Annotated in this window: 15 protein-coding genes and 2 pseudogenes; 11 read left to right on the top strand and 6 right to left on the bottom strand. The window is 40.8% G+C overall.

Annotated elements, in window-relative coordinates; genetic code table 11:
• The first annotated feature begins 60 nt into the window (after positions 1–60).
• Entirely contained in the window at positions 61–1,647 is a 1,587-nt protein-coding gene (locus tag BCU94_RS15145; protein WP_102476850.1) for a BCCT family transporter, read from the top strand.
• A 70-nt stretch (positions 1,648–1,717) separates the two neighbouring features.
• Here BCU94_RS15145 and BCU94_RS15140 read toward each other — a convergent pair whose 3' ends face one another.
• Positions 1,718–2,434: a 3'-5' exonuclease gene (locus BCU94_RS15140; protein ID WP_102436210.1), complete on the bottom strand. Its 717-nt coding sequence runs from the start codon at positions 2,432–2,434 to the stop codon at positions 1,718–1,720.
• A 3-nt stretch (positions 2,435–2,437) separates the two neighbouring features.
• Positions 2,438–4,321 (bottom strand): DUF294 nucleotidyltransferase-like domain-containing protein, encoded by a 1,884-nt coding sequence (locus BCU94_RS15135; RefSeq protein ID WP_102476849.1) that lies wholly within the window; start codon positions 4,319–4,321, stop codon positions 2,438–2,440.
• 267 nt (positions 4,322–4,588) lie between these two features.
• Here BCU94_RS15135 and BCU94_RS15130 point away from each other — a divergent pair.
• The 7 genes and pseudogenes from BCU94_RS15130 (at position 4,589) to BCU94_RS15095 (ending at position 9,662) form a co-directional block, all read left to right on the top strand.
• Positions 4,589–5,588 (top strand): annotated as a pseudogene (locus BCU94_RS15130) (transposase).
• A gap of 429 nt (positions 5,589–6,017) precedes the next feature.
• Positions 6,018–6,365 (top strand): hypothetical protein, encoded by a 348-nt coding sequence (locus tag BCU94_RS15125; RefSeq protein WP_102436214.1) that lies wholly within the window; start codon positions 6,018–6,020, stop codon positions 6,363–6,365.
• A gap of 53 nt (positions 6,366–6,418) precedes the next feature.
• Positions 6,419–6,748: pseudogene (locus BCU94_RS15115) on the top strand (DUF885 family protein); the annotation flags it as partial.
• A gap of 205 nt (positions 6,749–6,953) precedes the next feature.
• A complete protein-coding gene (locus BCU94_RS15110) occupies positions 6,954–7,718 on the top strand; it encodes a response regulator transcription factor (RefSeq protein WP_102476848.1) in 765 nt (254 codons plus the stop codon).
• Between the two features lie 209 nt (positions 7,719–7,927).
• Positions 7,928–9,058, top strand: a complete 1,131-nt coding sequence (locus BCU94_RS15105) for a M14-type cytosolic carboxypeptidase (protein ID WP_102476847.1) — start codon at positions 7,928–7,930, stop codon at positions 9,056–9,058.
• An 8-nt stretch (positions 9,059–9,066) separates the two neighbouring features.
• A complete protein-coding gene (locus tag BCU94_RS15100; RefSeq protein ID WP_102476846.1) occupies positions 9,067–9,384 on the top strand; it encodes a zinc ribbon domain-containing protein in 318 nt (105 codons plus the stop codon).
• Positions 9,381–9,662 carry a DUF1315 family protein gene (locus BCU94_RS15095; RefSeq protein ID WP_102436222.1) on the top strand — a complete coding sequence of 94 codons (282 nt, stop codon included), beginning with the start codon at positions 9,381–9,383 and terminating at the stop codon, positions 9,660–9,662. Before BCU94_RS15100 ends, BCU94_RS15095 begins: the two co-directional genes overlap by 4 nt.
• Positions 9,663–9,766: 104 nt before the next feature.
• On the opposite strand, the gene ansA is transcribed toward BCU94_RS15095, so the two are convergent.
• On the bottom strand, positions 9,767–10,777 hold the full coding sequence (gene ansA / locus BCU94_RS15090) for an asparaginase (protein WP_102435808.1): 1,011 nt from the start codon (positions 10,775–10,777) through the stop codon (positions 9,767–9,769).
• Positions 10,778–10,939: 162 nt separating this feature from the next.
• A complete protein-coding gene (sppA, locus tag BCU94_RS15085) occupies positions 10,940–12,781 on the bottom strand; it encodes a signal peptide peptidase SppA (protein ID WP_102476845.1) in 1,842 nt (613 codons plus the stop codon).
• A gap of 163 nt (positions 12,782–12,944) precedes the next feature.
• Here sppA and BCU94_RS15080 point away from each other — a divergent pair, with 163 nt between their 5' ends.
• Positions 12,945–14,960: an NADPH-dependent 2,4-dienoyl-CoA reductase gene (locus BCU94_RS15080; RefSeq protein WP_102476844.1), complete on the top strand. Its 2,016-nt coding sequence runs from the start codon at positions 12,945–12,947 to the stop codon at positions 14,958–14,960.
• Between the two features lie 148 nt (positions 14,961–15,108).
• Positions 15,109–15,774: an SDR family oxidoreductase gene (locus BCU94_RS15075; protein ID WP_102439803.1), complete on the top strand. Its 666-nt coding sequence runs from the start codon at positions 15,109–15,111 to the stop codon at positions 15,772–15,774.
• Between the two features lie 117 nt (positions 15,775–15,891).
• Here the strand turns inward: BCU94_RS15075 and BCU94_RS15070 are convergent, their stop codons facing one another.
• Both BCU94_RS15070 and BCU94_RS15065 read right to left on the bottom strand, forming a co-directional pair.
• Positions 15,892–17,751 carry an SLC13 family permease gene (locus tag BCU94_RS15070; protein ID WP_102476843.1) on the bottom strand — a complete coding sequence of 620 codons (1,860 nt, stop codon included), beginning with the start codon at positions 17,749–17,751 and terminating at the stop codon, positions 15,892–15,894.
• A 61-nt stretch (positions 17,752–17,812) separates the two neighbouring features.
• A complete protein-coding gene (locus BCU94_RS15065) occupies positions 17,813–17,995 on the bottom strand; it encodes a hypothetical protein (protein ID WP_102439805.1) in 183 nt (60 codons plus the stop codon).
• Between the two features lie 522 nt (positions 17,996–18,517).
• Here BCU94_RS15065 and BCU94_RS15060 point away from each other — a divergent pair.
• Positions 18,518–19,357: a hypothetical protein gene (locus tag BCU94_RS15060; protein WP_102476842.1), complete on the top strand. Its 840-nt coding sequence runs from the start codon at positions 18,518–18,520 to the stop codon at positions 19,355–19,357.
• Position 19,358 lies beyond the last annotated feature (1 nt).

Here is a 19,358-nt window from a genome sequence, read left to right as displayed (position 1 = left end):
CGCTAAATAAAGTAAAATAACCTTTCATGTACTAATGAAGTTTGTTCTAAATGAGGATTAATGAATAGCAATAACGATAAATATAGTATAGACAATACCGATTACACAGTCGGACAAGATAACATCCAAAAGTGGGGCTTTGACGTCCACAACCCTGTATTTGGGATCAGCGCCTCCTTAATTGGACTCTTCTTAATAGCCATTCTCTTGGTTGATCCAGAAACATCAAAATCTGTATTAGACGGCATAAAATGGAAAATCATTGGTACTTTTGATGGCCTATTTATGTGGTCTGCCAATCTGTTTGTGTTGTTTTGTTTGGCAATGATCATTTCGCCATTTGGTAAAATTCGCTTAGGTGGTGATGAAGCCAAGGCCGATTACTCAATGTTGTCATGGATAGCCATGCTGTTTGCCGCAGGCATGGGTATTGGTTTAATGTTTTGGGGGGTAGCAGAGCCTGTAGCTTATTTTACTGGCTGGTATGAAACACCACTTAATGTCGAGCCAAACACACCTGAAGCTGCGAAGTTAGCACTGGGTGCCACCATGTTCCATTGGGGCTTACATCCATGGGCCATTTACGGTGTAGTATCACTATCACTTGCTTTTTTCGCTTATAATAAAGGCTTACCACTTTCAATGCGTTCAGTTTTTTACCCAATATTGGGCGATAGAACTTGGGGTTGGCCAGGCCACGTTGTTGACATTTTAGCGGTACTTGCCACTTTATTTGGTCTGGCGACATCCCTCGGCCTTGGGGCTCAACAGGCTGCCAGTGGTTTTCACCATGTATTTGGTATGGATAATGGCTTAATGCTGCAAGTCGGCATTATCGTGATAGTGACGTTAATTGCTGTGGTTTCTGTGGTTCGCGGTATTGACGGTGGTGTAAAAGTTATCAGTAATGTCAATATGTTGTTGGCGCTGGCATTAATGTTATTTGTTATATTAGTGAGTTTTGCGGTTTCTATGGGTACCATTCCCATGACCGTAATGGGCTACATTGAAAATATCATTCCTTTAAGTAACCCAATGGGTCGTGATGACGAAGCTTGGATGCATGGTTGGACCGTGTTTTATTGGTCTTGGTGGATATCATGGTCTCCTTTTGTAGGTATGTTTATAGCGCGTATTTCCCGTGGCCGTACCATCCGTGAATTTATGATGGCTGTATTGATTGTACCTACAGTGGTGACAACCTTGTGGATGTCAGTATTCGGTGGCGTTGCGATTGATCAAGTGGTCAACAAGATTGGTACCTTAGGTGAGAAAGGCTTAACAGAAGTGCCTTTAGCGATGTTTGAGATGTTTGATGCATTGCCAATGGGCAATATATTATCGTTATTGGCCGTTGTATTGGTACTCGTATTCTTTGTAACCTCATCAGATTCTGGTTCACTGGTGATTGATAGCATCACATCAGGCGGTAAAGTCGATGCACCCGTTCCTCAGCGTGTATTCTGGGCCTTTATTGAAGGTGCGATTGCTGCGGGTCTACTTTGGGTTGGTGGCACCCAAGCCATTGAAGCATTGCAGGCTGGTGCGATTTCAACGGCTTTACCATTTACCATTATTTTATTGGTGATGTGTGTCAGTTTGATTATGGGTCTGCGAACTGAAAAAAGGCCTGGGTTAAGGAGCTAACCTAAACCTAAATCAAAACCAAAGCCCAGTTTCACTTGTCATTATTCAAGTGAAACTGGGCTTATTCGATCTATACCCATAGCTTTTTTATCGGTGTGTCTGGGCTAAAGTGGTACTGAATTTGAGCTTGCAGTAATTCAGCGGTTGCGATGGCATCGGTTAATGCATCGTGTGGTGGATAGGTGGGTAGATTGTATCGGCTACGACTATTAGCAAGTCGAATTGATGCTGGGCGAGTGTTTCTCAGCCAATCTAAAAAGCTTCGGGGTTTTGCCTGTTGAATATTAGCTTCGAGCTGCATGGTATCAACTACAGGGAATACAATCCCTTCGTTTATTAAACTGCGAAGTGCGGCGTCAAAAAAATCTCGTTCTATTCTGCGATAATGCACTACCACAATTTTGCCTGCCAACTCATCTAATAGTTGTTCTAAAATTCGGAGTAAATCAGGTGCGCCTTTTAAGTCTGAATGGGTAATACCATGGATGATGATGGAGTCTTCTTTGAGTTTATCTTCTGGTGAGATAAACCAATGTTTCGCCTTTCGACAGGCGATGCGATCTAAGGTAAACGGCACCAAACCTATACTAATAATGCTGTTTTGGTTGGCATCTAAGCCAGTTGTTTCGAAATCTACAGCGACAAATTCAATATCTTTCAGTTTGATTTCTTCGTGGTAAGTGCTGGCATTATAGAATTTTTTTAATCTGCTATCTTTACTTTCTTTGGCTTTGATTTGCAAAAAAGCTTTCCAGTTTAAAATTTCTTGGTTTGTAAAAAGTCGCATTAATTATCCTTGCATGCTGCTAGCACTGTAGCGGAACTTTAAAAAGTTTTGCGCACTGCTTAGTACCAAAAAAGCATCTTTTAAATTACGTCTTTCAAAATCAGACATGTTTTCAGGTTCAATATTATTATCAGGTTCTTGATCCGATTGAATATCTAATGCTTGATGGCGAATGCGAACTAAAGAGATAAACTCCATTGCATGCTGTAAATCTTTACCTTTTGACGGCGGTAAAATTCCGGCTTCGATAATGTCTTCTAAGCGATCAAATGAATTTTGCGATTGTGAGCCAATGGCGAGGGCGTGGACACGGATAAGATCAGCTAATGGCGCGGTGCCACGGCGCTTTAAATTAATTGAGTTGTTATGGCGACCGTCTTTTTCCATGACAAAGTCTTTAAAAAAGCCCAGTGGTGGGGTGCGATTAATGGCGTTTCTTGCAAGGCAGGCTAAAAAGCGATTATTCTTTTTTGCTTTTCTGAGTATAAAGGCGTTGAGCTGTTCAGCCCATTTGGGTCTACCGTATACCCCATAAAGATCAAAAAAGATTGAGCAGTTTAATAGTGCTTGAGGCTTTGGATTATCAATCCAGTCGGCAAAACACTCTTCCCATTGGGATTGGGTTTTTCGATACTCTGGATTTGTTGCCATTATGTCACCGGTGCAATAAGTGTAGCCACAGGCAGCTAAACCATCACATACATAGGTGGCTAATTGCTTAAAGTATTCACCATGAAGTGATTCTTGATATTGATTATCTAAAATAATCGCATTATCTTGATCCGTTACAATAAGTTGCTCATCACGAGCCATAGAGCCTAATGCTAAAAAACAATAGGGCACGGGTGGCGGTCCTAATCTTTCTTCAGCCAACTCCAGTAAACGCTGCTTAAAACTTCTACCAATTTCAGACATGGCGCGACCCACCATGTGTGAGTTTGCATCTTCGTTGACCATACGCACAAAACAATCTTTAAGCTGATGTGACAAGATAATTAAGTCATCAATACTGTTTTGCTGAAAAATACTGCTAACAATCAATAAGCTGTTTTGGGATTCATAGCGAATAATGTCACTGACTTCAATTAAACCAATAGGTTGTTTGTTTTTTAATATCGGTAAGTGATGAACGTTATACCTGAGCATCAGCAGCATGGCTTCAAAAATATAGGCGTTATGATCTAAAGAGATAAGCTCGGTGGACATGACCTCTGCAACTTGGGTTTCTACATCTAACCCTTGGGCGAGCACCTTTGCACATAGATCTCGCTCAGTGATGATTCCCACAAAGCTATTACCACCTTCATCGGCAAGATTGGGGTCGTTAATAATGGCCGCTGATACATGCTCTTCAGACATGGTTTTAGCCACGTTTTGAATGGTGGTAGTAATGGGTAGCATCACAGGTTCGCGACTCAGTAGCGTTTTAACCTTCGAAGTAGTGAGTGAGTTAGCATCGTCGCTATTGTCCTCAACCGCTTGCTGTAAACGAATGCTACCTTCGACCTCAACAAAGTCAGCAAAGGCGTCATAGCGCTCGCAAAAGTCTTCAAAAATACTTTCAGGAATACAGTAGAGTAGGGAGTCTTTGAGGGATTTTGCAGGTAAGCGTACTTTATTATTGGTCAGTAGCCCCATTTGGCCGAATAAGCCTCCTTGATCAAGGCGGTTATACAGTTCCCCTGAACGTCGGTAAACCTCCACGACACCACTGCGGATCATATAAAGTTCGTGTATTTTATCATTAAAATCAATGATCATACTGTTAGCACGACTATAGGATATCTCGACACTTTGTGATACTTCGATTAATGCCTCTTCTGGCAATTGATCAAAAGGTGGGTACTGGCGGATGAAGTTACGAATTTCAAGTAGCTCGACTTCCATTATTCGCTCGATATTAGGGGGATTTGAATAGATGTTAACTAGTATATGGCATATATAGGTGATCTGCAGCTTGGTGGGTCGCAGACTGGTATTAATATCTAAATATTTTCATCGTTTTAAAATAATAGCAGCGAAATATCGTTAATATTTAACCATTCAATCAAGTCTGTTGTAAAAGCTTAGTCATGGTCATACAGTCGATTTTATGTCTTTGCTCATTAGCGGCTAAAAACCACCTCTAGGTCTTTTTAATGGTGGGTAAAATAGATGCCGCGCCCTCGTAGAAGCCAAATTAGCCTAGAACTATTACCAACGAGATAACCCTTATTGCCATTGTTGCAGCCGTGTGGTTGGCCGTGCATTCTTTTAGAGTAAAGAGTATGTGGTGGTGATAAATACACAGGTAACAACTATGACCACAGACGTGGCTGGGTTGAATCACTCATTCTTGAACTGACAGACGTGTTTGCCATTGATGTAGCGGCTTATGCGGTGATGTCTAATCATCTGCATGTGGTGTTACACATTGATATTGAAACAGTAAATAACTGGAGTGACCGCGATGTGGTGATGTAATGGCATAAGTTGTTTAAAGGCGATGGGTTAACCCAAAAATTTGCTAAAGGTCAGCTCATTGAACCTCACGAGGTAGTAAGGTAAAAGCACAGCATCGCTATTTACCGTAGCCGCTTATGTGACATCTCTTGGTTTATGCGCTGCTTGAATGAACCGATAGCCAGACAAGCCAATCAAGAGGATAACTGCTCGGGTCGATTTTGGGAGGGCAGGTTTAAATCTCAAGCGCTTTTAGATGAAGCGGCAGTTTTAGCCAGTATGGCCTATGTGGACTTAAACCCTATACGCGCCAATATGGCCGCCACACCAGAGCAATCAGACTACACCAGTATCCAACAACGAGTAAAAGCGGCAATAAAAAGGTGAGCAGCCTAAAACCTTGTTGCCATTTATTGGTAATGAACGTGCTAACCAACCCAAAGGCATTGCATTTTCATTAAAGGATTACCTTGAACTAGTGGATGATACAGGGCGCATTATTCGTGATGATAAACGCGGTGCAATCAGTCAAAGCAGTGCGAAGTTACTCACCAGGCTTAATATTCCGAAACAAAACTTGCTTAAAATCACCACCGAATTTGGTCAGCTATTTCATGGCCCAGTGGGCTCACTGCAAGAGCTAACACAATACTGTGAGCATTTACAAAAGCGGCGACGCCACTTTGCTACAAGCTGCCAGTATTTTCAGTAAGCAGGCACGTTAAATAGGTTCAATATAACTAATATCACCAAAGTTAAACACTCAATAACCATCATCCTTGCATGGTTGCAAAATGACGGCTTAAAAACGGTAAATTAAGCCGAAAACGCCCAAATATCATCATTATCAACCTTCCAAGCCCACCACCAAACGGCACAGGCTACTTAATGAAGCGTGTTCACTTGTACATCGTTGCAAAGGTCGTTATGTTATTGATTTACATTGGCTGTCTAGTTTGTTTCGTTTTATTTTTTTTTAGTAAAGATGGCTGGCGCATAAAGTTATTCTGTCAGCTACTAACAAGCTGCTAAATCCAGGTTCACCAAGGTTGTCATGCCATTGCTGAGCAAATAGCCCGCCAGCATATGGTCCACTTATTAGCAGGGCGTTATGCGTTTGTAGAAATGATAGGTAATTATTATGGATGATTTAGTAAACTCATTACAAGATATCGGTTTTAAAGCCAAAGTCAGAAAAGGAAAAGTTTTGGTTACACTTGACGGGCTGTCCAATCCAGTTTCAATAGTGAAAGATATTGCCGCCGATGAATACAAGGTGAAAACGAATGACTCGATTCAAGCGATAATGGCTTTTATTTTACTATTTTTTGGCCTATTCGGTGTTTTAGCGGACAATGATTTAAAATTTACAAACGCTGCACTTATTTCAATAGCAATGTTCTCTTTCATCACCGTGTTACTTACAGAGTTCAAAGTAAATAATCTGCGCTCTGCGATAGCGGAAATCAATCGTGGAAGATGCGCATAGCAAAGCGTTTAAGAGGGATTCTTGCCGCGTGGCATTTTTGGTATGCGGTGATTTTTGTGGTGAAATTGGTCTGCGGAAAGTTGGTTTAGGCGGCACTCACCCCTTAACGCAGCGTTAACGGCATGACAGAAGAACAAGCCATTGAGTTAATGACTAACGAGGCGTTCCAGCAGCAAGCTGAAGCAGAAGGAAAGTGGCGCAGGGCAACATTAAGCCAAGTGCAACTAACCAGTTACTACTCTGGCTATCGTGAAATTTATGATTTACGTGAAGAACTAAAACAAACACAGGGTGAAGACTTCGATTTAAAGAGCTTCCATGAACAATTTTTAAGTTATGGCAGTGCACCAGTAAAATATATTAAGCAATTAATGGTTAACTAATTATGGCAATAAGCCATCAATGTAAGTTGCTTCATTAAGCAAATCTGCATTAGTAATACCTAAAAAAGGCCTGAATAATCAGGTCTTTTTCATTTTTGTGAGCTAGGTTCAACAACCGTGCAGAAGCTTTACACTCCACATATAGTATTTTGATCATGACAGTGCTAATCTAAATGGTAATAGTTACCATTTAGATTAAGTCGTCATGAAAAAGATCCTCCTCATTGACCAGCAGCTAAAAAAAAGCTTGCCCTTATGTCAGCAATTACAACTTTTAGGCTATGTTATTACCATTGTTGATAACGGCTTTAATGCCTTAGTTGCAATGGAAAGTAATCAGTTTGAAGTGATTTTACTGGACTCTTCAGTAACACAAATGGATGCTTTTTGGTTACTCATGGGTAAGCATTGTCAAACACCCGTGATTGTTATTACCAACAATGCCAGTGTCGATGAACGTATTGCTGCATTTGAACTGGGCGCTGATGATTATTTACCTGAGCCTATTAATGTGAAAGAACTTTTACTGCGTGTGAATGTGCTTAATCGACGCACAACAAAGCAAACTCACGATTCAATGACTCATGTTGCCAATATTGATTTTGCTGTTATCGAATCACAGTTAACCAGTGGGCAAATAGAGCATACTACCGAAAAACAACATATTGAACAAAGTGCCAATGTGGAGTTTGATGATGATATTAACGCGGTAACATTTAATGGTCAGCAATTAAATCTTACTCAAACAGAGTATCGTTTGTTCAAATATTTGTTTCAGCGTAAAGGAGAAATCGTCACTAAATCAGAATTGCAAATGCGTGTGTTGCATAAAGAGTTAGGCGAGTTTGACCGTAACCTTGATATGCACATCAGTAATACCCGTAGAAAAATGGCCAAAGAAAGTCTACCAAGAGAACTCATCAATACGGTTAGAGGTAAGGGCTATTGCTTTAGTCCATTATTTAGCTAATCTCATTTAACGTATCCGTTAACACCTAGCTAATGTGATCTTACAGGGGCTTTTTATTGTATTGGTATTAATAACCCTCATCAGCAGAAAATTAAGCCACCATATTGAATAGATGTAGAGCAGATGCTGTGGATTTGATTTTATTGCGTAACGGCTTTTGATAAGATGCAGGGATAACGTCGATTATAACCTTACATAAAGGAAGTCCTATGCGTATTAGCGCGAATTTTGATGGCGGCAACATTGAGACCATTAGTTTAGACAAGCACGATGACATTCAACTCGCCATTAGACCTGATGAAGGTGGAGAGTTTTACCAATGGTTTAACTTCCGTATGGAAGGTCAAATTGGTCAAACTTACACATTGAATATCGTTAACGCAGGCAGTTCCTCTTACCCGAAAGGTTGGGAAAATTATCAAGCCGTTGCTAGTTACGATCGCCAGCATTGGTCCCGCTTACCGACAACATATCAAGATGGTAAATTATCAATCCAAGTTGATTTAGATTGCGATGCCATTCAAATTGCTTACTTTGCGCCTTACAGTTACGAACGTCACTTAGATCTGATTAGCTCAGTACAACTTCACCCATCAGTTAAACTAGAAAATTTAGGTTTAACCCTTGATGGTCGTGATATGAGCCTGCTAACTATTGGTGATAACGATCCTTCAAAGAAAAATATTTGGATTACCGCAAGGCAGCACCCTGGTGAAACCATGGCTGAATGGTTAATTGAAGGCCTGCTAAACCAATTATTAGACAGTGATTGTCCAACCTCGAAACTGCTATTGGATAAAGCTAATTTCTATATCGTGCCAAACATGAATCCTGACGGAAGCGTCAGAGGCCATTTACGTACGAATGCTGTTGGAACTAACTTAAATCGTGAGTGGGAGTCACCTAGTTTAGAGCGAAGCCCTGAGGTTTATTATGTTACCAATAAGATGAAAGAGACTGGTGTAGATTTATTCTATGATGTTCATGGTGATGAAGGCTTACCTTACGTGTTTGTTGCTGGCTGTGAAGGCGCACCAAATTACACTCCACATATGGCCAAGTTACAAGAACAGTTCCTTGCAGCGTTAAGTATGGCAAGTGCTGATTTCCAAACTAAATATGGTTATGACAAAGATGAGCCAGGAAAAGCGAACTTAACCGTTGGTTCTAACTGGGTCGGCAACACATTCAAATGTCTAGCGAATACCTTAGAAATGCCATTTAAAGACAATGACAACTTAGCCGATCCTGTGGTTGGGTGGTCACCGGCGCGCTGTGAATATTTAGGTGAAGCATCACTAGTTGCGATGTTGGCTGTGGTTGATAATTTAACAGAATAGGCAGTTTTATGGCGTTAATCGAATGTCCTGTGTGTCAAAAGCGAATTTCGAGCAAAGCAAAACAGTGCCAATACTGTAAGGCTTCTGCTGATGGCGATAGTGATTCAAAAAGAACAATTTCACACATTCAGAAGTCTAATAAATTAATGAATCAAATGATGTTGTTTCTAACGCTATTTATTGCAGGTGCAGTATATGGTTTTTGGGGCGGCGAAGTTGCCACTGGAACGGATGCATATATTGCAGGTAGTTGTTTTGCTTTTGGCTTTGTTGGCTACATTATTACTCGAGTCATAAGTCTAATCCATAAGCGGAAAAGTGTATGAATGATATTAATAAAGTCATAGATGAAATGCCTGATGAGGTTTATCAACGTTTACGCGCAGCGGCAGAAACGGGTAAATGGGAAGATGGCACAGTGCTATCTAGCGAGCAAAAAGAGTCAACGTTACAGGTAGTGATGTTGTATCAAGCGCGTAAGTTAACTCAAACTGATCACTTTACAATTGCTGCTGGTGGCGAGATAAACGAGCTGTCTAAATCACAGTTAAAAAAACAATTTCGCGGTGAAGCTATCGCAGAATTTAAAGAGCCAGAACTATAAACTGATTTTTAGTTATCTCTAGTGAATTTATTTCAGCAAAAAAGCCGCATCAAAGATGCGGCTTTTTATTGTCTAAAGTACATTACATGTTTATTTTCAGAAATTTATTCAGTTAGCTCACCCAGTAAGTTTTGCTGCATTGCGATTTTTACTTCATTTGAAGTTAAATTTTTTGATAGTAAATAATGTAATTTAGCCAATGCTGCTTCAATGGTCATATCTGAGCCGCTAATCACTCCAGCTTTGGCTAATGCATTACCCGTCGCATAACCCCCCATGTTCACCTTTCCTTGAAAACACTGGGTTAGATTAACAATTACAATGCCACGTTCATCAGCTTGTTTAAGGGTATCTAATAAGGCTTTATCTTGAGGCGCATTCCCAACACCAAAGGTCAGTAAGATAAGTGCTTTTACTGGCTGCATTAAGATGTTGTTAAAAATCTCAGTTGAAATACCTGGGTATAAGGTGATCACGCCTACAGGTTGCGGGCTGATGTTAATCACCTCTAAGGGCTTAGTGGTGGGCTCGGTGATCTTACCTGCACGTAAATTAATTTTGATCCCAGCTTCTAACAATATAGGAAAGTTAGGTGACGCGAAAGCATCAAAACCATCAGCATGGGCTTTGGTTGAGCGGTTGCCCCTAAACAACTTATTATTAAAGAATAAACACACTTCAGCGACGGGATAATTCGCCGCAATATACAGTGAATTAAGCAGGTTAGTTTGCCCATCTGAGCGCAGCTGAGCTAATGGGATTTGCGAACCGGTTACGATAACAGGCTTGGATAGCCCTTGTAACATGAATGACAAGGCAGAAGCCGTGTATGCCATGGTGTCAGTGCCATGCAAGATCACAAAGCCGTCGTAGTTATGGTAATTGGCTTTGATGTCATTGGCGATGCGCTGCCAATCAGGTGGTGCCATGTTTGAAGAATCAATCAATGGTGAATATTCATTAATGACAAAGGTTGGCATTTCTTCATGGTAAAACTCTGGCATGGACTTTACACAATCAGTTAAAAATCCTGCCACAGGTGCAAAGCCATCATCGGTTTTGCGCATACCAATCGTACCGCCAGTATAGGCAACGTATATGGAGCGTTTTGTCATTGTAATGAATTCTCAACCACTTAAATTATATAATCTGCAAATTATACGGCTTGAGCTGAATAAAACCCAATAAAAAAGCCCGAATAACGGGCTTTTTTGAAGATAATTCAATTTGATCTTATTCTGACTTCATGCCTAACAAGATTAAACAATCACAATAGCTTAGTAATCGCAGAGTTCGCAATACATGTATAGGCCATTGGGATCATCAAACTGAGTCATTTGTTCAACAACAGTGCGCCATTGACCCATAAATTGTTCAACCATAGGTGACTGTGTGGTTGCTACAGGTAAATATGTTGCAGCAGATGCGAGCATTTTTTGCATGAAGATTTGCTCGGTTGTGAGCTCTTGCTCGATGACTTTAGTATCAAACTTTACCATTTCAGCCATTTCAGCCGCTTTAGCAATGGCGCTATCCATATCGCCAAGTTCGTCAACCAACCCCAGTTCAACGGCGCGGGTGCCAGACCAAACACGGCCTTGGGCAATGCGGTCTACTTGTTCTAACGACATGTTTCGTTCAGTGGCAACTAACGAGATAAATTCATGATAGCCGTGTTCAATATGGCGTTGTATGACAGCAGAAATATTTGGGTCTAACTCACGGGTCGCCGAAATACCAGCCCATTGCGAGGTCGACACACCATCTGAGTTAATGCCCCAATTGGACAAGACTTTTTCAAAGGTGGCAAACATGCCAAAGATCCCGATAGAACCAGTGAGGGTAGTTGGAGTGGCATAAATGTAATCAGCACTTGCTGAAATCCAATAACCGCCAGATGCCGCTAGGCTACCCATACTGACCACTACGGGTTTACCAGCCTGTTTAAGGGCAATGACTTCTTGTCTAATTTTTTCAGAAGCAAATGCACTCCCACCTGGGGTGTCGACACGTAGCACGACTGCTTTAACTTTGTTATCAAAGCGGGCTTTCTTTAATAGTGCTGAAGTGCTCTCGCCACCAATTTGTCCCGCTTGTTGTTTGCCATTGAGGATATTACCTTTGGCGACCACAATGCCGACAGATTCTTGTTCTATCAGTGAAGGAATTGGCTGTACTAAATTAAAATATTTAGAAAAAGAGATTTGCTTGTATGAGTCGCCATTGGCTTCTTGACCTACGGTTTTAAGCATGGCGAGTCTAAATGACTCATCTGAGACTAATTCATCAACCCAATTCATTTTTATCGCTAATTGAGCTGAGTCACCGTTAACACTATCAAGTTCCGCTAGGTAGGTTTGTGGGTTTAATACGATATTCTCGGTCGCAATTTGACGGTTAGTGGCAATGGTTGTTTCAAAGTTTTGCCATAAGTCAGTAAGCAGGGCGTTGCTGGCTTCTTTTGCCGGCGCTGACATATCATCACGGATAAAGGGTTCGACCGCTGATTTGAAAGTGCCGACTCTAAATACATGGGTGCTGATGTTCATTTTCTCAAGTGCGGTTTTAAAGAACATACGGTAGCTGCTAAGGCCTTCAAGTGACACGCCACCTTTATGGTTGAGATAAATGGTATTCGCATAACTTGCCAGGAAGTATTGATTTTGCTCGTATGAATTGCCAACAGCAACCACGGTTTTACCCGCTTCTTTAAACTTGTTTAAGGCATCACCAATGGCGGTCATTTTACTGATCCCACCACTACGTAAATTGCCCATTTTCAATACGATGCTATTAATACGTTTGTCATGAGTGGCATTTTCAATGACGTAAAGAATGTCGGCTAAAAGTATTTCTGCTTCCGGATCATCAGTGTTACTTTGTTTAAATATCGCTTCAATCGGGTCAACATGACGTTTTTGATCCACAATACTGCCAGATAGGTTTAAGACTAAGGCAGATTGATCTTCAATGGTGATTTCTTCTTCAGATGTCATAGCCATAATGATCATGGCAATGATGCCGAAGAAAATGATATTGAGGATTAATTTACGAATACCGTTGATGGTTTTCCAAATAAATCCAAAGAATCTTTTAATTAATGAGGGTTTAGCGGACATTAGCCACTCCTGTAACATTCTAATAGTGTAATGCTAACTGATCTTGAGTGATTTTGGGAAATTGAATTGTAACGGTTTTTAACAATAGCTACGCTAAATGATTGAGCTTATGATTATGTCGTTGTATGCTAGTTTAAATCACTTGTTTAAAAAGGATGTTTGAATGTCGTTTCCACATTTATTAGAACCCTTAGATCTAGGCTTCACCAAGTTAAAAAACCGTGTATTGATGGGTTCAATGCATACGGGTCTAGAAGAAGAAAAGGGCGGATTTGAGAAACTAGCTGCATTTTATAAAGAACGTGCAGCAGGTGGCTGTGGCTTAATTGTCACCGGTGGCATAGCGCCAAATTTCAGAGGTCGGTTAGCGCCTCATGCATGTCAATTAAGTTTTCCTTGGCAAGTAAGCAAACATAAAATTGTTACCGATGCAGTCCATGAAGCGGATGGCAAAATCTGTATGCAAATTCTACATGCAGGCCGTTATAGCTACCATCCATTTTCATTAGCGCCAAGCAAAATAAAATCACCTATTACCCCTTTTACGCCGTCAGCAATGTCATCAAGACAAGTGCGTAATACCATTAAAGATTATGCCTCTAGCGCTGCGCTTGCAAAAAAAGCGGGCTATGACGGTGTTGAAGTAATGGGCTCAGAAGGCTATTTAATTAATCAGTTTATCAGTTCGCGTACCAATAAACGTACCGACGAGTGGGGCGGTGACTTTACTCAGCGTGCTAAATTCCCCGTTGAAATTGTTAATGCTATTCGTGCCAAAGTCGGTAGCGATTTTATCATAATATTCAGGCTTTCTATGCTTGATTTAGTCGACAATGGCTCAAGCTGGGATGAAGTAGTGCAACTGGCTAAATGGCTAGAAAGTGCTGGTGTGAGCATCATCAATACCGGCATCGGTTGGCATGAAGCACGTGTACCTACCATTGCCACCAGTGTGCCGCGCGGCGCTTTTGCATGGGTGACTGAAAAACTCAAATCAGAAGTTAATGTGCCATTAATTGCGACTAACCGTATTAATACCCCTGAAATTGGTGAATCAATTATCGCATCGGGTCAGGCTGACATGGTATCAATGGCGCGGCCTTTCTTAGCCGATGCTGAATTTGTTAATAAAGCGGCAGCTGATCAAAGTGAATTAATCAATACCTGTATTGGTTGTAACCAAGCGTGTTTAGATCATACCTTCTCAATGAAACGTGCTACCTGTTTAGTTAATCCACGTGCATGTTATGAAACTGAGATTAATTTTACCCCAACCACAGGTAAAAAACGTCTTGCGGTTATGGGCGCAGGCCCTGCTGGAATGGCGTTTTCTGTATATGCCGCTTCACGTGGCCATGAAGTAGTATTGTTTGAAGCTAAAGACGAAGTGGGCGGCCAATTTAACTTAGCGCGTAAAATTCCAGGTAAAGAAGAGTTTCACGAAACCATTCGTTATTTCAAAAATCAAATGAAGCTGCATAATGTCGAATTACGATTAAACACCCGTTTAGATGCAGCAGTATTAGCCACTGAAAAGTTTGATGAAGTGATTATTGCCTCTGGGGTTGTCCCACGGGCGTTATCCTTACCGGGATTTGATGATCCTAAAGTGGTTGATTATCAGCAAGTGCTAAAAGGTGAAGTAGAGATTGGTGATAAAGTTGCGTTAATCGGTGCTGGCGGTATTGGTTTTGATATGGCGCATTTCCTGTGCGAGAAGGAATCATCAACATTACAGCCTGAAAAGTGGTTAAAGCAATGGGGTATTGATAAAAGCTATCAACATGCTGGCGGTTTAACTGACGAATCAGAGCATAACCCAAGTCGCGATGTGTATTTACTGCAACGTAAAACCACTAAAATGGGTAAAGGTTTAGGTAAAACAACCGGCTGGATCCATCGTAGTGTTTTAAAGCAGCATCAAGTGAATATGAAAACCGGTGTTAGCTATGAAAAGTTTGACCAACAAGGGTTACATATTAAAGTCGGTGAGCAGTCAGAAATTCTTGCGGTTGATAATGTAGTCTTATGTGCAGGGCAAGAGTCTAACCGCACATTAGTCGATGAGATGAAAGCGTCAGGGTTACCAGTTCACCTTATTGGTGGTGTTGATGTTGCCGCTGAATTAGATGCTAAACGCGCTATTAGACAAGGCGCTGAGCTGGCCATGGCGATTTAAGCTTAAGGTGAGTATTAATTAAAAAACCTAGCAATTTGCTAGGTTTTTTTGTTTACTGATAATATTCACTATTTGTATTAAATATAATTACTAAGTTTACTTATTGAGGTTTGTTTCAATGCAGAGCTCAGTGTTTAAGGATTATCCTATGTCAAAAAACGTTGTTATTACGGGTGCAAACCGCGGTATTGGTTTAGCACTAGCAAAACTATTCAAGCAGCAAGGTTATAAAGTGTTTGGATTATGCCGTCATACTTCTGATGAGCTCGACGATTTGGGTATTAACGTGATAACTCAAATTGATGTGGCTACCGATGAGGGGATTCATAATATGAAAACCTCACTTGCTGGTGTGTTAATTGACGTATTGGTGTGCAATGCGGGTATTTTACGTGATGAGCAGTTAGCTCATCTGAACATAGATACGATTCGCCAGCAGTTTGAAGTAAACGCACTGGCTCCGTTGCGTATTGTTGCTGCGCTACAATCACAACTAAATGTTGGTGGTAAAGTTGCGATGATAACCTCAAGAATGGGCTCTATCGAAGATAATACCTCAGGTGGTCGTTATGGTTACCGTATGTCAAAGGCTGCTTTAAATGCTGCATCAATGTCGTTAAGTCATGACTTAGCATCAAAAGAGGTTGCGGTCGGTATATATCACCCAGGTTATGTACAAACAGATATGGTAAATCATGGCGGTGATATATCAGCAACTGAATCAGCTGCGCGTATTGTAGGTTTAATAACGCAACTTGATATGAGTCAAACTGGCGTATTTAAACATTCAAACGGTCAAGTGTTGCCTTGGTAAGATTAAAGGCAAAACGTCAAAACTGATTATTAAAAAGCCCATTGCTGATCACAAGCGATATAAAATATAGCTTGTGAATGCATTATGTGGAAGCTATTAGAAATTCAGCAATGTTGATTAAAATGGCCACACCCATAGCAGCATAGGTATGCTCACTGACACCACAATAAGTTCAAGTAATAAACCCAGTCGCCAATAATCCCCAAAGCGAAACCCACCAGGACCGAGGATCAGGGTATTGTTTTGATGACCTATTGGCGTTAAAAACGCGCATGATGCCCCAATCGCTATGGCCATTAAGAATGTATCAGGGTTAACCCCAAGTTGGGCAGCAGTACTGATCCCGATCGGGCACATGACTGCTGCAGTGGCGACATTATTCATCAAATCAGATAAAAACATGGTCACAATTAACACCAATAATAATGCGCCAATGGCATGGCTCTGGGCAATATTATCCAGTAAAAACTGGGCAATTAAATCTGCGGTGCCAGTTGTGTACATAGCATTAGCAACAGGCAGTAAAGCCGCAAGTAAAACAATCACAGGCCAGTCGATTGAAGTATAAATAGAGCGGATTGGTACTAAGCCAAATAAAGTAAAGGCAAGGGCGCCTGCTACAAATGCTACCGCTGCTGGCAGTATTCCGAACGCTACAGTAATGAGGGTAATTATCATGATCAGTGACGCAGTTAGTGCATGTCCTTTTTTGGGGACGCGAATATCACGCGCCGCCAAAGGTAAGCAGCCGTACTGAGATGCAAAACCTGATACAGATTCAGGATCACCTTGAAGTAATAATACGTCACCGGCTTTTATCGGGGTAGATCGTAAACGTTTTACTGAGCGGTGGCCTTGGCGAGAGATGGCGAGTAAATTGATACCATAGCGGTTACGTAATTCAATATCGGATACCGAGCGATTAACTATTGTGGTGCCTGGCATTACGACTAGCTCCTGCATGATAATTTCTGCAGGCTTACTTGTGTCATTATCATCATCTTTAGCAGATTCTGGTGTTGATTCGTCGCCTTTTTTTTGCAGTTTAGTTTCAACCACTGCTACAGTTTGCGCTTCTTCTGTAATAGCGCTTTCTGGTTCAAGTTCTAGCCCTAGGCTAGAAAGTGCTTTAGGGATAGATTCCGGTTCGACTTCTATGATCAGGATATCACCAGTTTGTAGCACTCTATTTGGATTTGGGGCCGTGAGGTGTACCTCGCGACGGATCATGCTGATAATTTGAGCATCGGCCTCATCAAGCAATTTATCTACTTCTCGCAGATTCATTTTTTCAGCAATACTGCCAGCCACAATATTAACTTCACAGAAGTAATTACCGGTATCAAAACTGCCAGATGAAGATTGTTTGCGACTGGGTACGATATGCCAGCCAAATAAACCGACAAACACGATTCCAGCCAGAGCAATACAAACACCTACTGGCGAAAAGTCAAACATGGTAAAACTACCTAATCCGCTGGATTCACGAAATCCAGAAACGACGATATTTGTTGGCGTACCAATTAAAGTTGTCATCCCGCCTAAAATTGAACCAAATGCCAGTGGCATTAATACTTTCCCTGCAGGTAAGTCATATTTAGCAGCCATTTGAATCGCAATAGGCATTAGTAATGCAAGGGCGCCTACATTATTCATAAACCCTGATAGCAAGGCCGCCAAACTGATCAGCGCCAGTATACTCAAGGTTGGTCCCGCTTGAGCTGGTAATAAGTACTTTGCCAATATATCGACAGCACCGGAGCGTTGCAGGCCATAGCCTAATACCAGCACACCGGCCACAGTGATGACTGCTGGGTGACTGAAACTTGTAAAAGCTTCACTGCTTGGGACTAGACCTGTGAATACACAAACAAGCAAGGCAGACATAGCGACTAAGTCATGACGCCAGCGCCCCCATAAAAAAAGCGCCATAGTAACGAATAAGATTATGACAATGATAATTTGATTTAGTGACATGGTATTTGGTCTTTAGAGGATGGTTGTTGAAATGATTATTTAGACCTATCGGCTATTGAAGTCACACCACCTCGTCAATAGATTTAAATTGCGGTAAACGTGGGTCTCGCTGTTTTCTGCGGTCATAACGAACGATAGCCGATTTGTTTTTGCGGCGCTCAACATAAGATCGTTGCTCAACTATGTAATGACCATCAACTAAAACAGTATCGGCAACCTTGGGGATGCTTTTTCTCACAGTCATGTACAACCTACAGATTTATATTCAGATTATCTAAAGCATAGGTGACACATTGTAGTTCTGCTAAGTAAGTCGCTAATTATTTAATGTTTAAAGGAGGGGTACCAATGTATAGATTGCTAATCTTGCTGAGGTTTGCCAATATTTTTTGACCACTAGAGCTTTGAAAATTCACATCTAATTAGGTGACCGCATTAAGCATAACACTCCAGTCTAAATACATTAGTTTAAGGCAATAAAGAGTAGATTTTTCAATGGTTAAATCTTGGGTGATAAAGTTGTTAATAAAAAGTTGTTGAACATCGTATCGTTAAGACGTTATGGTAATGGTCATTATAACCATAACTGTTGATGGGTTGGTATTTTGACAGTCAATTTGTTCACTAAAAAAACAGCTAGCATAACTTTATTCTTTCTAGCTGTACCTGCTGTTTAAGTTCGCTAACAGTCGAAAAATCAATGCTTTTGATAGAAAAAAATAACTTAATGTTTGTCTAAACATAATAAATAACCATGAGGCTCTACATGAAATACATAACTCAATCTCTCTTGTTCATCATTGCGCTATTTTTATCATTTAATGGCGCTGCCACGGAACAAAAGTTCGACATAGACAAAGACTTACTACTTTTAAACTTTGATCTTAAAACGGATGTTGATGATGTTCATACCATTGCAGCATTCGATTTATTACTGCAATCAAAGGAATATAAAAACTTGAATTACTACGCTATTAGCGGCACTTACGGCATACAAGCAGGCGCCTATGTACCGGCAAATAATCTATTCGATATGGTGTTCAAGCAAAACTGGACAGATGCACATAACGACAGACAAAACTCTATCTATAGAAGCATCAAAAAGATAAACAAAACATTATCTTTAGGTGGCAATGTTTGGATGGTAGAGGCAGGGCAAAGTGATTTTACTCAAGAAATATTAGTAGCACTTAGTGAATTCAATATCTCATTTTCCAAAGATCAAATAATCGTAGTGCAACACGCCGATTGGAATGAACAAGAAACTAGCGTGGATGCATTAAATTACGTTAAGCAAAACACCACTTACATAAGAATTGCTGACGGTAACAAAGAAGGAAACGGTACCCCAGGATTTAACAATCAATCCTACTCAAGTAAAAATCTTGAAGATACCAAGCTTTTGTCAGCAAAAGTTTGGAAACAGGCCAATGAAATATGTACAAAATATAATGGTATTAATGGGCGCTACGATAACAAGGCGATTTCAGCTGGCGGTACTGACTTTTCTGATTTAGTTGAAGTCACTTATATATTAGATATTCAAGACACACCAACGGTAGCGGCGTTTTTTACTAAGTATAACAAAACGCTTTCAGAGAAATAGC

Origin of the sequence: Shewanella sp. 10N.286.52.C2 (assembly GCF_002874545.1) — a bacterium.
In the GTDB taxonomy this organism is placed as follows: Bacteria; Pseudomonadota; Gammaproteobacteria; order Enterobacterales; family Shewanellaceae; genus Shewanella.
This window is presented reverse-complemented; position numbering and strand designations above follow the sequence as displayed.